This is a genomic window from Azospira sp. MPR-E4, from assembly GCF_058809645.1.
Genome location: NZ_JBXAST010000013.1, coordinates 1 through 14,891, shown reverse-complemented (window position 1 = coordinate 14,891; position 14,891 = coordinate 1). Strand labels below are relative to the sequence as shown.

Sequence of the window (14,891 nt, the reverse complement as noted above, 5' to 3'; positions counted from 1 at the left end):
GATGAAAAAAATTGGTAGAGGTTTGCGGCGCTTTCGCAAGGTGCTCTGGGCACTGAATAGAATTCCCACTTTTGTGGACAATCATGGTGTGCTGTTGCCGACAAAGCAGCCTGGAATTTCAGAGGGAATTCGCAAACAGATTTTCTTCTCGGACTACGAAGCGAAGGAAGTGGAAATCGTCTCCCGACGCCTGGAAAGTCATGATGTGGTTATGGAGGTCGGTGCTGGTATCGGCTTTTTGTCAGCACTGTGCGCGCAACGTATCGGCAGTGAGCGGGTTTTTGCCTACGAGGCAAATCCATCCCTGATGCCCGTAATCAGAACAACTCATGAAGCAAACGGTGTTAGCCCAACTGTCCGCAATGTCCTGTTGGCCAAAGGCGAGGGGGTGAGAACCTTTTACGTGGAAGACGAGTTCTGGGCATCCTCGGCGGTAGGTGGATCTTCCAATGCCAAAGCCATAGAAGTGCGTCAGGCTGATTTAAATACTGAAATTGCTGCGATCTCTCCAACGTTCCTGATTGTGGATATTGAGGGTGGCGAAATAGAGTTCTTTGCCACGGTCGACTTGTCCAAGGTCCGTAAAATTTGCGTTGAGACCCACCCAGGGGTGCTGACGGATGCACAACTGTCAGATATGTTCCGCCAGATTTTTGCTCAAGGGTTCGCCCTGGATTTTTCCTTAATCAGGAAGAACGTTTTCTATCTGTATCGCCCCTGATTGCAAATGTCTCGAAACCGTTTGCTGATCAACCATACCGGGTTTTATCGGCCGCTCTGTAATGCTCTTGAGAAGAGGGGATTAGAGGCGGTTTGGGGGGACTGGCAGCCGTCTCGCGCCGATCTCAATCGGACGTTGGCCTGTTTCATCTGGTTTTACGATCCCTTGCGTTCTCCGCGCCATCTTTGGCAGGTGTGGCAGCTGAAACGTCGCTTGTCGGCCGCTGGGGTGCCTTTGGTGGCCTGGAATAGGGATGCTCCCCACTATTTGAACCGTAAACGCTGGCGCCTCGACCTATTGGATCGCTTGCAGCTTTTCGATGTGTATGCAACTCACACGACAATCGATACTCAACGAACTTTTGCGCCAGTGCTGACTTATTTGCCCAATGCGGCGGATTTGGACACCTATTCTCTGCCCAACCCAGAAGAAGACTTGGCAAGGTTGCGCTGCCCAGATATTTATCAGTGGGATGTGTCTTTTTTTGGTGGCATGAACGGTTCCCGCTATAAGGAGGATATGGCTCGCCAGGAGTTCTTCTCGGCGCTGGGCGCCAAGTTGAAACAGCGCGGCATTACCTATAATTTCCGGGAAGCCGAAGGGATGAGTGCCGCGGAGCAGATTGACCTTATTCAGCGCTCCAGGATCAACCTGAATTACGGAGCCCGCTGTGAATATGGGGCCAAGGTGGCTTCTGGTTTGCCGGAGCGCTGCTACGGCATCCCCGCCAGTGGCGGCTTCTTGCTGTGCGACGCACGTACCCACGCGCACGATGATTTTACTCCCGGCTATGATTGGGCTGAATTCAGCGACATTGATGATTGCGTCGGCCAGATTGAGTATTGGCTGGCACATTTTGACCAGGCGCGGGACTTGGCGGAGCGCTGTTACCGGCATGTTGTAAGCCATCACACCTATCAGAACCGTGGAGATAGTTTGCTAGCCGTACTGCAAGCTTGGCACCGGGACCGGAGCAACGCTCATGACTGATACGCAGCCCGTGCTATCTCTGGTGATTCCCGTATATAACGTAGCACCCTATCTTCCCGCCTGTCTCGATAGCCTGGTTCGGCTGAATCCTCCGCCGGACGAAATTGTCGTGGTGGATGACGGTTCTACTGACAGTTGCCCCGAGATCCTCGCTAGTTATGCCGCACGTCTGCCGCAGATGCGTGTTGTCCGCCAAGAAAATGGCGGACTGTCGGCTGCTCGCAATACCGGGCTTGCGTTAGCAAAGGGCAAGTACCTGGCTTTCGTGGATTCAGATGATGTTCTCGCCCCTGATGCCTATGGTGCTGCGCTTGCTGCGGCCGAGGCAGATGACCTCGATCTGGTGGTGCTCAACGGGAACTATCACTTCGAGGGGCGCCAGGACGACTATCCGATCTATACGGATATGCAGGACCGGGGAGTCCAGACGGGTTCTGAGTGGTTGATCGAGCGCTTGGAGAAGAGGCGTTTACTGCACATGGTGTGGCTGCATGTGTATCGACGAGAATTCCTTGAAGCCAATGGCTTCTCCTTTGTTCCCCGCCTGATCCATGAGGATGTCTTGTGGACTACCCGCGTTTTGCTATTGGCGCGCCGCATACGCGTGTTGCCGCACTGTATTTACCATTATCGAATTCCCGTCCGCACGTTTAGCCCGGAACAGAAGCGTCTGCGCTTGCTCAATATCATTCGGAGCAGTGAGTTCAATGCGCGCGGTCTCGCCAAGTTGGCGGAAGAGTCTTCGGCCTCCGGCCGACTGCTGCGGGCTCTCGATTGGCAGTTGGTGGATGGTGCTTTCAGCATTTTTCATAAAATCAACCAATTGCCGGATCGGGGAGAGCGTCGCCTGTTGTTGTCGCAGTTGCGTGGAAATGGGTTTCTAGGCTTGCTGTGGTGCCACTGTTCCACCTTGCGTCATCGGCGTCGGGTGTTGGGCAACTATCTGCGGAGTTTCCTGGCGTGAACGTACGTTTGCCGTCTTTCCCTTGGATATCTCCGTTGTTGCTTGCCGGAGTTTTTTTTCTCTACCCAATTCCGCACACGATTGCACTGCGTAACCTGCTTTTGCTGATCTGTCTGGTTTTTAGTCTAGCCTTTTTGCTGCGCAGCCGGGGCTGTTGGCCAACAGGTAGGCAGGGATGGCAAAGCATATGTATCGTTTTAGGGCTTTTGACGCTTTGGATGCCCTTTGAATCAGTTGTCTTCGGCCTGGACCCGTCTGCCTCACTGCAAGGGTTCCGCGGGGATTGGTTGGTCATGCTGCTTGCGGTAGCCACTAGCGTCATGGTCTGGCGGAAGGCTGAAATACAAACGGGTGAAGTACCCGGGGTTGTGGTTAGTTCCAAGTACCAGGTGCTTACTTTTTTGGTGGCAGTTTTGGTGCTTCACCTCTGCTGGTATCTCGTGTACCGACAGGTTTGGGGAGTTGGACGTCCAATGCCTGGCGATGCAACTCCATTTGGAGGGCGTGATTTCCACAGCACGTTGATGACTTACTTGGCCACGCTATTGATCGCCGAGGTTCTGGCGCGCCGTCTACTCAACTATGGATTCCTGCCCTGGCCTGTCTGGTTGTCCTGGGGATTGCTCTCCTTGTCCTTGGTTGGAACCTATTTGCTTTCAACAAGGAATGGGAGCGTAGTGGTTTTAATGGAAATTGCACTGGCATGTGCAGTTTACTGGCGAGTAAACTCCCGCCCAATTTCCTTTAGGGCCATTGTTGTGATGGTGCTGGGGCTTTTTCTGGGTTTGGGTGCTCTGTTACATGATGAGCGCTGGCCCCGATTCGTTGAGTCGGTCAGTATCGCCCAGGATGTGGATGGCCATCGATTCTGGCTGTCTAGCCGGCAAGAAGAGTATCCGAAGATGTCAAACGGTCAGCCCGTCGATCATTCAGCCTACATGCGCATGGCCTGGGCGACGGTAGCGGTTCAGGAACTGCATCGCTATCCCTTCGGGGTTGGATACGGGCATCAGGCATTTGGCCGAGCAGTGAATGCCAGCTATCAGGTTAATACCGGTATACAAAGCAGTCATAGCGGCCTGTTGGACCTTGCCTTGGCGACGGGGTGGCCCGGTCTTATGCTCTACCTAGCCCTGACATTCCTCATGGTTCGGTATGGCTGGCGTGCAGCTATGGATGGCGAGGCCGCTGGGTATGCCCTGGTGCTTTTTGTCGTAGGTAATTTGGCTCGTGTTGCCGTAGATGGGCATCTTTCCGGTTGGCGTCTTGAAAGCTACGCAATGATTACCGCCGTTTTGGTTTGTATGAGCTATCGCCAAACCGAGGTAAAGCCGTGAGACATTTGCAGGTGAATTTGCAGCCCCATTTCGGGGGCGGGGAGGTTTTCACCGCATTCCTTTGCCAGGCGTTGAGCGCTCACGGAATTCCGACTGATCTATATGTGAATCCCAAGGCTGATTTCTGGTCGAGGCTGGGGCTGCCGAAAAATGTGAATACAATTTCTGCCGCGGACTTTTCTGCGCTCGCCGAAATTCTGCCGCCCGGTCCCGGCTGGCTATTGAGCCATGGGCCTTTGCCACAAGCTCTAGTCAATACCGCAAAGCAGCAAGGCTGGCTTGTGACCGCCATCGCCCATATGCCGGTCCAAGGGCGGAATCCACGGGCCTATGAGGGGCATGACCTGATTTATCCCGTATCAGGTTGGGTGCTGCAGGGGCTTAAGGAAGCCGGATTGCCGGCGTGGAGTGAGCCGCTTTACGGTGTGGCACATTTGCAACGTCGTAGCGATGGCAAAGCTATTCGCCAAGCCAGCGTTTATGACTGGGACCGGAGAAAATTCCGTGACCGCTTGCTCGGGATTTTGGAGCCGTTATGGGAGTCTGTTAGTTCCCATCCTGAATACCAGCGGCGTAAGGGCCTGACCCTGGGAATCGTCTCCCGCCTGACGCCGATCAAGCAGTTCCCCTTGATGTTCCAACACCTGGTTCCCGTATTGGCTGAATACCCCGACGTATCCCTGGAAATCTTCGGGAGCGGTGGATACGCTTCTGTGCGAGATCTGCGCCGGGTGCTCAAGCCCTTGGGGTCCCAAGTGCGCTATTGGGGTCAGCAGCAAGACGTGGCATCGATTTACGGCCAGATCGACTATCTGCTTACCGGCTTGCCGGAAAAGGAGGCGCTCGGTCTGAATGTGATTGAGGCACAGGCTTGCGGGACGCCGGTCCTGGCACCCCGTGCCGCGCCTTTTACGGAAACTATCGTCGATGCTCAAAGCGGTTTCCTGTTTGAAGATCCCCGTCTGGATCAGGGGGCGGATTTTTCCCGCCTGCTCACCCGTCTCCGGCTGCTGGAAGCACTCCCCAATCCTCTGGCGGCGACAAGCCATCTTCAGCGTTTCAGTTTTCCAGCCATGCAAGAGCGAGTGGGCCGTATCGTGACCGATGCGGCTTGCCGCCTTCAGCAGCGACAGCCGCAATGAATATTCTGGTCATTCGCCGTGACAATATCGGTGACTTGCTGTGCACCACCCCGATGTTGCACTCCCTGCGCCAACAACAACCGGACGCCTGGATCGGGGTGCTGGCTAATTCCTATAACGGCCCTATTCTGGAGGGAAACCCAGATGTGGATCAGGTCTTCATCTACCGTAAAGGCAAACATCGGGAACCTGGGGAAACCTTGCTCTCGGTGTGGTGGGCTACATTGAAGCAACTGTGGGCGCTGCGTCGCCGCCGCCTTGATCTCATCATCGTCGCATCGCCGGGAGGGGGGAAGTTCGCCCGCTGGATTGGAGCCCGACAGATTGTTGAGCATGGCCAGGAGCGTGGCAGGGGCCATGAGGTCGAGATTACGCAGCGACTGTTGTCGAACGTCGGTATGACCGCAGTACCTGGAGCCATGCATCTGGCGCCCGACCCTCAGGTGCAGCGTCGCCTGCTGTGCCAGATACCGGCGCTCAATGACTGCCGGTATCGGATTGCCGTCCACCTTTCCGCCCGGAAAATCAGGCAGCGCTGGCCGGAGGATAATTTTATAGCCCTGATTCAGGAGCTCCTGCATCAGGGGGCGGCAGAGCAAGTGCTGGTTTTCTGGGCTCCCGGCGCCGAAAGCGATCCAATGCACCCGGGCGATGATGCTAAGGCCGAACGAGTATTGGCAGCCCTAGCCGGAGAGCCGGTTTATCCCATCGTCACCCATTCACTTGCCGAGTTGGTGGCAGGCCTCGCCGCCGCGGATATGGTGATCTGTGCCGATGGTGGCGCCATGCATATTGCTGCCGCCCTGGGAAAACCGGTGCTGGCAATGTTTGGCAATTCGTCGGTGGAGCAATGGCGACCGTGGGCGGTGCCCCATGAAGTGCTGCAGCCGGTCAGCCAGGACGTCCGCGATCTGTCCGTGGATCAGGTCGTTGCCGCCGTTAACCGTTTGCGCCAATCCGCCACGGCCTAGCAACACTCCTTAGTGGGCCTCGTCCCAGTTATTGCCGACGCCCACATCCACCACCAGGGGCACGGCCAGTTTGGCCACCTGGCCCATGATGGCCGGCAGCTCGGCCCGGACCCGGGCCAGTTCCCCTTCCGGCACTTCCAGCACCAGTTCGTCGTGCACCTGCAGCACCAGGCTGCTCTGCAGGCCGCTGTCGGCGAGCCAGCGGGCGGTGGCGGTCATGGCCAGTTTGACGATGTCCGCCGCCGTGCCCTGCATGGGCGCATTGATGGCGGCCCGCTCGGCGCCCTGGCGGCGGCCAGCCTGGCTGGCGCGGATGTCCGGCAGCCACAGGCGGCGGCCGAAGACGGTTTCCACATAGCCCTGGCGCTTGGCCAGTTCCCGGGTCTCTTCCATGTAGCGGGCGACGCCGGGGTAGCGGGCGAAGTAGCGTTCGATGTAGGTCTGGGCGGCGCTGCGCTCGATTTCCAGGGAGCGGGCCAGGCCGAAGGCGCTCATGCCGTAGATGAGGCCGAAGTTGATGGTCTTGGCGTAGCGCCGCTGCTCCGCGGTGACTTCCAGGGGCATGATGCCGAAGATTTCCGCTGCCGTGGCCCGGTGCACGTCCTCGCCCTTGGCGAAGGCGTCGAGCAGGCCATGGTCGCCCGAAAGGTGGGCCATGATGCGCAGCTCGATCTGGGAATAGTCGGCGGAAACGATCTTGCAGCCCGGCGGGGCGATGAAGGCGGCGCGGATGCGGCGGCCTTCGGCGGTGCGTACGGGGATGTTCTGCAGATTGGGGTCGCTGGAGGCCAGGCGGCCGGTGACGGCCACGGCCTGGGAGAAGCTGGTGTGCACCCGGCCGGTATGGGGATTGACCATGCGCGGCAGCTTGTCGGTGTAGGTGCTCTTCAGCTTGGCCAGGCCCCGGTATTCGAGCAGGGCTTTGGGCAGGGGGTAGTCCAGGGCCAGTTCGGAGAGCACCTCCTCGTCGGTGGAGGGGGCGCCACCCGGGGTCTTCTTCACCACCGGCAGGCCCAGCTGGGTGAACAGGATCTCCGCCAGCTGCTTGGGTGAATTGAGGTTGAAGGGCTGGCCGGCGATCTCCACGGCCTTGGCTTCCAGCTCCACCAGCTTGCGCCCCAGCTCGTTGCTCTGGGCCTGCAGCAGGCCGCTGTCGATGAGCACGCCGTGGCGCTCCATGGCGAACAGCACTTCCCGGGCCGGCATTTCAATGTCGCTGTAGATGCAGTTGAGCTTGGCATCGGCGGCGATGGCGGGGAACAGGTTTTGATGGACCCGCAGGGTCAGGTCCGAATCCTCCGCCGAATATTCGGCGGCCTGGTCGATGGCCACCTGGTCGAAGCCGATCTGGTTGGCGCCCTTGCCGCACAGGGCGGTGTAGGGAATGGTCTCCAGACCCAGGTGGCGGCGGGCCAGCTGTTCCAGGTCGTGGCCCTTGTCGCTTTCCAGCACGTAGGACTGCAGCAGGGTGTCGTGCACGATGCCCTTGAGGGCGATGTCGTGGTTGGCGAAGACGTGCTGGTCGTATTTCAGGTTCTGCCCGAGCTTGGCGTGGTTGCTGGCTTCCAGCCAGGGCTTGAGGCGCGCCAGGACTTGCTCCCGGGGCAGCTGGTCGGGGGCGCCCGGGTAGTTGTGGGCCACCGGGATGTAGGCGGCCTCCCCCGGCGTCAGGGCGAAGGAAATGCCGACGATGCGGGCTGAGAGCGGGTCCAGGCTGGTGGTTTCCGTATCCAGGGCCACCAGGGGGGCGGCCTGGATCTTGGCCAGCCAGCGCTCGAAGGCCTCCCAGGTGAGGATGGTTTCGTAATGCTGGCGATGGGCGCCGGCCGGGGCGGCGGGGGCGGTCGTGGCGTCGCCGGCGGCTTCGGCATCGCCGGCGGTCGCGCCTTCGCCCTGCAGTTCCCGCAGCCAGGTCTTGAATTCGTAGCGGCTGAAGATTTCTTCCAGGGCGGCTTTGTCCAGGGGGCGGGGCGCCAGGCTGGCCGGGGTTTCCGGCAGCGGCAGGTCGCACACCACGGTCACCAGCTTTTTGCCCAGGGGCAGGAAGTCCAGGGCCTGGCGCAGGTTGTTGCCCACCACGCCGCCGATGGCCTCGGCGTTGGCCATGATGTTGTCCAGGGTGCCGTACTGTTCCAGCCACTTGAGAGCGGTCTTGGGCCCCACCTTGGCGACGCCGGGGACGTTGTCCACCGTGTCGCCGATGAGAGCCAGGTAGTCCACGATGCGGCCCGGCTCGACGCCGAACTTGGCGGTGACGCCGGCCTCGTCCAGCACCTCGTTGCTCATGGTGTTGACCCAGCGCACCCGGGGGCTGACCAGCTGGGTCAGGTCCTTGTCGCCGGTGGAAATGACCACGTCCATACCGGCGGCTTCGGCCTGGCGGGCCAGGGTGCCGATGACGTCGTCCGCCTCCACACCCTCCTCCATCAGCAGCGGCCAGCCGGAAGCCTTGATGGCGGCGTGCAGGGGTTCGATCTGGGCCACCAGGTCGGTGGGCATGGGCGGGCGCTGGGCCTTGTATTCCGGGTACCAGTCGTCGCGGAAGGTCTTGCCCTTGGCGTCGAAGACCACGGCCTTGTAGGTGACGCCTTTTGCCTTGTAGTCGCTTTCCAGCCGGCGTAGCATGTTCAACACGCCGTAAATGGCGCCAGTAGGCTCTCCTGCCTTGTTGCGCAGATCCGGCAGGGCGTGGAAGGCGCGGTAAAGGTAGGACGATCCGTCCACCAGCAGCAGCATCGGCATAAGAACAAAATCCAGAAGACAAAAAAAATGAGCGAAAGAACCAAACTCCCGCCCCTGGCGGACCCCGACACCATCACCAGCGCCATGTCGGCCCGGGAATCCTGGCGGATTTTCGGCATTATGGCAGAGTTCGTGGAGGCCACCGAACGGCTGGCGGCCATCCGCCCGGCCGTCTCCATCTTCGGCAGCGCCCGCATCAAGCCCGAGTCGCCCTATTACCAGCTGACCGAAGAAATCGCCCGCAAGCTCTCCGATGCCGGTTTCTCGGTCATCTCCGGCGGCGGCCCCGGCATCATGGAAGCGGCCAACAAGGGCGCCTACCATGGCAAGAGCCCCTCCATCGGTCTCAACATCCAGCTGCCCCACGAGCAGATGGCCAATCCCTACCAAGACATCTCCCAGTCCTTCCGCCACTTCTTTGCGCGCAAGTTCATGTTCGTCAAGTTCGCCAGCGCCTACGTGGTCATGCCCGGGGGCTTCGGCACCCTGGACGAGGTGCTGGAGGCCCTGACCCTGATCCAGACCGGCAAGAGCCGCAAGATCCCCCTGATCCTGGTGCACGAGCCCTTCTGGCGCGGCCTTCTGGAATGGTTCAAGGACCGCCTGGTGGGCGAGGGCATGGTATCGCCGGACGACCTGGACCTGATCCAGGTGATCGACGAGCCGGACCAGATCGTCGAGGCCATTTTCAAGCACTACGAGACCCGCGGCTTTGCCCCCCTGCCCGACGAGCGGGAGATGCTGCTCAATTTGTAATAAAATCGGGCATCCGAATCGGGCTATTTTGCAAAGGCCATCCCATGCGTCGTCTTTCCCTCCTTGCCGCTTCCCTCTCCCTGCTGGCCTGTACCGGCGCGGCTTTTGCCCAGGCCGGCCGTACCGACCTGCAGCCCCTGCCGGCGGTGCCGCCGCCGCCGCCCGAGATGGTGCCCTTCGATGCCGCCATGGAACCCCAGGTGACCATCAAGAAGCGGGAGAACGAGACCGTGGAGGAATACCGGGTCAACGGCAAGCTCTACATGCTCAAGGTCACCCCCAGCCACGGCGTTCCCTACTACCTGGTGGACGACCAGGGCGACGGCACCTTCTCCCGCAAGGACCCGGTGGACAGCGGCGTGCGCGTCCCCATGTGGGTGATCGGCACCTTCTGATCCGGCCGTGTCGGTCTTCACTCCCGTCACCCGGGAGCAGCTGCAGGACTGGCTTTCCGGCTGCGACGTCGGCGCCCTGGCGGATTTCGCCGGGATCGCCGCCGGCGTCCAGAACACCAACTATTTCGTCACCACCGACCGCGGCACCTGGGTCCTCACCCTGTTCGAGACCCTGGGGGCGGCGGAGCTTGATTTCTACCTGGGCCTGATGGCCCACCTGGCCCGCCAGGGGCTGCCCTGTCCGGCACCGGTGGCCGATGGCGCCGGGGCTATCCTGCGCCCCCTGGCCGGCAAGCCGGCGGTGCTGGTGTCCCGCCTGACGGGGCAGGAAGTGGAGGCGCCGGGCCCGGCCCACTGCGCTGCCGTGGGCGATGCCCTGGCCCGGCTGCATCTGGCCGCCGCCACCTACGATGGCGTGCAGGACAACTCCCGGGGCGAGGCGTGGCGCCGTCAGGCCGCCGCCCAGGTGCTGCCCCTGCTCAGCGACGAGGATGGGGCCCTGCTGCAGGATGAACTGGCCTACCAGGCCGGGCCGGCCGAGGCCTTGCCCGAAGGCATCGTCCATGCCGACCTGTTCCGCGACAATGTGCTGTTCCAGGGGGAACGCCTGTCCGGCCTGCTGGATTTCTATTTCGCCGCCCGGGACCAGCTGCTGTTCGACCTGGCGGTGGCCGCCAACGACTGGTGCCTGGATGGGGCCGGCAACCTGGAACCCGGCCGCACCCGGGCCCTGTTGCAGGCCTACCACCGGCGGCGCCCCCTGCAGGCGGCGGAGGCCCGGGCCTGGCCCCGGCTTCTGCGCCGGGCGGCGCTACGTTTCTGGCTGTCGCGCCTGCAGGACTTCCATGCGCCCCGGGCCGGCCGCCAGGTGCTGGTGAAGGATCCCCGGCATTTCCGGGACCTCCTGCTGGCCCGTCGCCGCCATCCGGCGGCCCCCTGGATCGACTGATTTCCGGCCGCCGCCGCGGCGGTGCCAATTGCCAACCCCCCGCCGTGTCGTTAGCATGGCGCCATTCCTGATTTTTCAACGGTTTTTACCATGTCTGCCGACGCCAGCTCCCCGGATTCCACGCCCACCTTTCCCATGGCGCCGCCGCCCTTCGACGGCAGCTGCCGGGTGGTGCCGGCCGGTGCCGCCATCGAATGGCTGCGTTTCGGCTGGGACCTGTTCACCCGCGCCCCCGGCGCCTGGGTGGTGCTGGCCCTGGTCTTCCTGGTGCTGACCCTGGCGGTGGCCATGGTGCCCCTGGCCGGTGCCCTGGCCTCCCACCTTCTGCTGCCCCTGCTGGCCGCCGGCGTGCTGCAGGCGGTGCGGCGCCAGGAGGAGGGCGGCAAGGTGGAACTGAACGACCTCTTCGCGGGCTTCTCCCGGGAAACCACCGGGCTGGTGGTGGTGGGCCTGTGCTACATGCTGGGCTGGTTCGGCATCCTGGCGGTGGGCATGCTCATCGGCGGCGGTTCCCTCGTGGGCGGCGCCGCCACCGGCGGCTTTGGCGTGGCCATCGCCGGCGTCCTGCTGGCGGTGATGATCAGCCTGGCCCTGGCCGTCCCCCTGTTCATGGCCTTCTGGTTCGCCCCGGCCCTGGTCTACTTCAACCACATGCAGCCGGTGCCCGCCCTCAAGGCCAGCTTCAGCGCCTGCCTGAAGAACATCCTGCCCTTCACCGTCCTCGGCCTCATCATGGGTGTGCTCTTCTTCGTCGCCGCCCTGCCCATGGGCCTCGGTTTCCTCATCCTGCTGCCGGTGTCCTTCGCCGTCCTCTATGCCTCCTACCGGGATATTTTCCCCACCGCTTGATCCATGCAGGCACTGAACCTTCCCGCCGCCCGCGGCTGGCGCTGGCTGGGCGCCGGCTACGCCCTGTTCCGGCGCAATCCGGCCATCCTCAGCCTGCTCCTGCTGACCTACTGGATGCTGCTGGCCCTGGTGGGCAGCCTGCCGTTCATCGGCAGCCTCATCACCTATCTGGCCATGCCGGCCCTGTCCCTGGTGCTGATGAACGCCTGCCGCGTGCTCGACCGGGGCCTGGCCGTCACGCCCCAGTCCCTGAGCACCGGCATCCGCCCCCAGGCCCCGGTGCTGGTGGGTCTGGGCGGACTCTATCTGTGCGGCACCCTGCTGATCCTGGGCCTGGCCTCCCTGGTGGACGGGGGCGACCTGTTCCGCCTCATGTTCATCGGCGGCGACCACGGCGACCTGCCGGCGGACAATCCTGAATTCCTCCTCGCCACCCAGCTGGCCCTGCTGCTGGTGGTGCCCCTGGTGATGGCCTTCTGGTTCGCCCCCATGCTGGCCGCCTGGCACCGGCAGGGCGCCGGCAAGGCCCTCTTCTTCTCCTTCTTCGCCTGCCTGCGCAACTGGCGGCCGTTCCTCACCTACAGCCTCTCCATCCTGCTGTGGAGCGGCCTGGTGCCGGCCCTGGCCATGGGCCTGCTGGGCATGATCCTGGGGCCCGGCATGGCGGCGGCCATCGTCATGGTGCCCCTGATCCTGATCCTGGCGCCGAGCCTGGTGGCCAGCTTCTACGTCAGCTACCGGGAAGTCTTCGTCGAAGGCGCGCCGGCCTTCGCCACCACGGTGGGCGACGAGGAAGGGCCGGAAGAGGGCGGCGGCGATGGCGACCATGCCTGAGCAGCGCCCCATCGGCGTCTTCGGCGGCACCTTCGACCCCATTCACCACGGCCATCTGCGCCTGGCCCAGGAGGCGCTGGAGAATCTCGACCTGGCCCAGGTGCGCTGGATTCCCGCCGGCCGGCCGCCCCATCGGGCCGAGCCCCGGGCCACGCCCCAGCAGCGGCTGCAGATGGTGCGCCTGGCGGTGCAGGACAATCCGGCCTTCGTCGTGGACGGCGCCGAGGTGGCCAGCGCCGACCCCAGCTACACGGTGCTCACCCTGGAGCGCCTGCGCCGGGAGTGCGGCCCGGCCCAGCCCCTGGTGCTGCTCACCGGCGCCGACGCCTTCGCCGGCCTGCCCACCTGGCACCGCTGGCAGGACATCCTGGCCCTGGCCCACGTGGCGGTGGTGTACCGGCCCGGCTTTTCCATCGATCCGGCGGCCCTGCCGGGCGAGTTGGCCCGGGAATTCCAGGTCCGCCGCTGCAGCCCCCGGGAGCTGCAGGCTGCCCCCGCCGGCGGCATCGCCACCTTCCCCATGACGCCCCTGGCCATCGCCGCCACCCAGATCCGCCAGCTGCTGGCCGCCGGCCGCAGCCCCCGTTATTTGCTGCCTGAAGCGGTGATCGCTTATATTCAGGCGCAGCAACTATATCTTTCAACCCCCAGCAATTAGGCACCTGATGGAACTGCAAAAACTGCAAGCAATCGTCGTGGACGCCCTTGAGGACATCAAGGGCAAGGATATCGAGGTGATCGACACCACCAAGCTCACCTCCCTGTTCGACCGGGTCGTGGTCGCCAGCGGCGACTCCAACCGTCAGGTCAAGTCCCTTGCCCGCAACGTCCAGGAAAAGGTGCGGGAAGCCGGCGGCGAGGTGCTCTCCATTGAAGGCGAGCAGACCGGCGAGTGGGTGCTGGTGGACCTGGGCGACATCGTGGTCCATGTCATGCAGCCGGCCGTGCGCAACTACTACAACCTGGAAGAGCTGTGGGGCGCCAAGGCCCCGGTGCGGCGCCAGGCCGGCAGCCAGGGCGGCTCCTCCGCCGCCTGAAGGCAGCCATGAAACTGTGCATCATCGCCGTGGGCCACCGCATGCCGGACTGGGTGGCCGAGGGCTGCGCCGAGTACATCAAGCGCATGCCCCGGGAAATGGCGGTGAGCGTGGTCGAGATCAAGCCCGAGCCCCGGGGCTCGAAAACCCGGGAGCAGCTGCTGAGTGCGGAGAAGGCCCGCATCCGGGCGGCCCTGCCCGGGGGCTGTCGCATCGTCGCCCTGGACGAGCGGGGCGAGGATCTGAGCACCGTCAAACTGGCGGCCCGCCTTGAAGGCTGGATGGGCGAGGGGCGCGACATCGCCCTGCTCATCGGCGGCGCCGACGGCCTCGACCCGGAACTGAAGGCCGAGGCCCAGCAAAATGGCGGCGCCATGCTGCGCCTGTCCAGCCTCACCCTGCCCCACGCCATGGCCCGGCTGATCCTGTGCGAACAGCTCTACCGTGCCGTCAGCGTCATTCGTAACCATCCTTACCACCGGGAAGGCTGACCTTCCCCCACTGCCATGACCATCCCCCTCGGCCCCCGCATCTACCTTGCCTCCCGCAGCCCCCGGCGGCGGGAACTGCTGTCCCTCATGGGCGTGCAGTTCGAAACCCTGCTCTTTCGCAACCCGCCCCGGGCCGACGGCGCCGTGGATGAGACGCCCCTGGCGGGCGAGGACCCGGTGGCCTACGTCAAACGGGTGGCCCGGGCCAAGGCCGAGCACGGCCTCAAGCTGGTGGTGTGGCGGCGCCAGGCGACCCAGCCGATCCTGGCGGCGGACACCACCGTCGAATGCCGGGGCGAGATTCTCGGCAAGCCGACGGACGAGGCCGACGCCCGGCGTATGCTGGAGCTGCTCTCGGGCCAGCGGCACCGGGTGCTGACCGCCGTCTCCCTGGCCTGGAGCGGCCATATCGAGACCGTGCTGTCGGAGAGCATCGTCCAGTTCCGCGAGCTTGAAGAAGCCGAGATCGGCAAGTACATCGCCAGCGGCGAACCCATGGACAAGGCCGGCGCCTACGGCATCCAGGGCAAGGCCGGGATGTTCGTCGAACGCCTGGAAGGCAGCTACACCGGGGTCATGGGCCTGCCCCTGTGCGAGACCGGCGCCCTGCTGAAGATGGCCGGGTATCCCCTGTAAGGTCGCTTCCGGTCGGGGCCGGCGGAGGGGGCGGGTATAATCCCCCCCTCTTTCCTCCCGCCCCGGCTCCCCATGGA

16 protein-coding genes are annotated in these 14,891 nt (G+C 63.1%); 15 read left to right on the top strand and 1 reads right to left on the bottom strand.

What is annotated here, in order from left to right; genetic code table 11:
• Position 1: 1 nt before the first annotated feature.
• The 6 genes from AC1RTA_RS06165 (at position 2) to AC1RTA_RS06140 (ending at position 6,125) form a co-directional block, all read left to right on the top strand.
• Positions 2-721 (top strand): FkbM family methyltransferase, encoded by a 720-nt coding sequence (locus AC1RTA_RS06165; RefSeq protein ID WP_492784248.1) that lies wholly within the window; start codon positions 2-4, stop codon positions 719-721.
• Positions 722-742: 21 nt separating this feature from the next.
• Entirely contained in the window at positions 743-1,711 is a 969-nt protein-coding gene (locus tag AC1RTA_RS06160; RefSeq protein ID WP_492784247.1) for a glycosyltransferase family protein, read from the top strand.
• Positions 1,704-2,675 carry a glycosyltransferase gene (locus tag AC1RTA_RS06155; protein ID WP_492784246.1) on the top strand — a complete coding sequence of 324 codons (972 nt, stop codon included), beginning with the start codon at positions 1,704-1,706 and terminating at the stop codon, positions 2,673-2,675. Before AC1RTA_RS06160 ends, AC1RTA_RS06155 begins: the two co-directional genes overlap by 8 nt.
• On the top strand, positions 2,672-4,012 hold the full coding sequence (locus AC1RTA_RS06150; protein WP_492784245.1) for an O-antigen ligase family protein: 1,341 nt from the start codon (positions 2,672-2,674) through the stop codon (positions 4,010-4,012). The genes AC1RTA_RS06155 and AC1RTA_RS06150 overlap by 4 nt, the downstream gene beginning before the upstream one ends.
• Positions 4,013-4,116: 104 nt before the next feature.
• Positions 4,117-5,154, top strand: a complete 1,038-nt coding sequence (locus tag AC1RTA_RS06145) for a glycosyltransferase (RefSeq protein ID WP_492784244.1) — start codon at positions 4,117-4,119, stop codon at positions 5,152-5,154.
• The gene (locus AC1RTA_RS06140; RefSeq protein WP_492784243.1) at positions 5,151-6,125 is read left to right on the top strand and encodes a glycosyltransferase family 9 protein; all 975 of its coding nucleotides are present in this window, start codon (positions 5,151-5,153) and stop codon (positions 6,123-6,125) included. Before AC1RTA_RS06145 ends, AC1RTA_RS06140 begins: the two co-directional genes overlap by 4 nt.
• Before the next feature lie 9 nt (positions 6,126-6,134).
• Here AC1RTA_RS06140 and polA read toward each other — a convergent pair whose 3' ends face one another.
• A complete protein-coding gene (gene polA, locus AC1RTA_RS06135) occupies positions 6,135-8,867 on the bottom strand; it encodes a DNA polymerase I (RefSeq protein WP_492784242.1) in 2,733 nt (910 codons plus the stop codon).
• 27 nt (positions 8,868-8,894) lie between these two features.
• On the opposite strand from polA, the gene AC1RTA_RS06130 reads away from it, so the two are divergent.
• From AC1RTA_RS06130 to AC1RTA_RS06090, 9 genes are all read left to right on the top strand, one after another.
• The gene (locus AC1RTA_RS06130; protein ID WP_014235573.1) at positions 8,895-9,623 is read left to right on the top strand and encodes an LOG family protein; all 729 of its coding nucleotides are present in this window, start codon (positions 8,895-8,897) and stop codon (positions 9,621-9,623) included.
• 44 nt (positions 9,624-9,667) lie between these two features.
• Positions 9,668-10,018, top strand: a complete 351-nt coding sequence (locus tag AC1RTA_RS06125; protein ID WP_492784241.1) for a DUF2782 domain-containing protein — start codon at positions 9,668-9,670, stop codon at positions 10,016-10,018.
• Between the two features lie 7 nt (positions 10,019-10,025).
• The gene (locus tag AC1RTA_RS06120; protein ID WP_492784240.1) at positions 10,026-10,967 is read left to right on the top strand and encodes a homoserine kinase; all 942 of its coding nucleotides are present in this window, start codon (positions 10,026-10,028) and stop codon (positions 10,965-10,967) included.
• Between the two features lie 90 nt (positions 10,968-11,057).
• Complete coding sequence (locus AC1RTA_RS06115; protein ID WP_205229749.1) at positions 11,058-11,816, top strand: BPSS1780 family membrane protein; 759 nt, start codon at positions 11,058-11,060, stop codon at positions 11,814-11,816.
• A 3-nt stretch (positions 11,817-11,819) separates the two neighbouring features.
• Positions 11,820-12,650: a BPSS1780 family membrane protein gene (locus AC1RTA_RS06110; RefSeq protein WP_014235569.1), complete on the top strand. Its 831-nt coding sequence runs from the start codon at positions 11,820-11,822 to the stop codon at positions 12,648-12,650.
• On the top strand, positions 12,634-13,308 hold the full coding sequence (gene nadD / locus AC1RTA_RS06105; RefSeq protein ID WP_492784239.1) for a nicotinate-nucleotide adenylyltransferase: 675 nt from the start codon (positions 12,634-12,636) through the stop codon (positions 13,306-13,308). Before AC1RTA_RS06110 ends, nadD begins: the two co-directional genes overlap by 17 nt.
• Positions 13,309-13,315: 7 nt before the next feature.
• The gene (gene rsfS, locus AC1RTA_RS06100; RefSeq protein WP_014235567.1) at positions 13,316-13,687 is read left to right on the top strand and encodes a ribosome silencing factor; all 372 of its coding nucleotides are present in this window, start codon (positions 13,316-13,318) and stop codon (positions 13,685-13,687) included.
• An 8-nt stretch (positions 13,688-13,695) separates the two neighbouring features.
• Positions 13,696-14,178 carry a 23S rRNA (pseudouridine(1915)-N(3))-methyltransferase RlmH gene (rlmH, locus tag AC1RTA_RS06095; protein ID WP_014235566.1) on the top strand — a complete coding sequence of 161 codons (483 nt, stop codon included), beginning with the start codon at positions 13,696-13,698 and terminating at the stop codon, positions 14,176-14,178.
• Positions 14,179-14,193: 15 nt separating this feature from the next.
• Positions 14,194-14,814 (top strand): Maf family protein, encoded by a 621-nt coding sequence (locus AC1RTA_RS06090; protein WP_130459863.1) that lies wholly within the window; start codon positions 14,194-14,196, stop codon positions 14,812-14,814.
• Positions 14,815-14,891 lie beyond the last annotated feature (77 nt).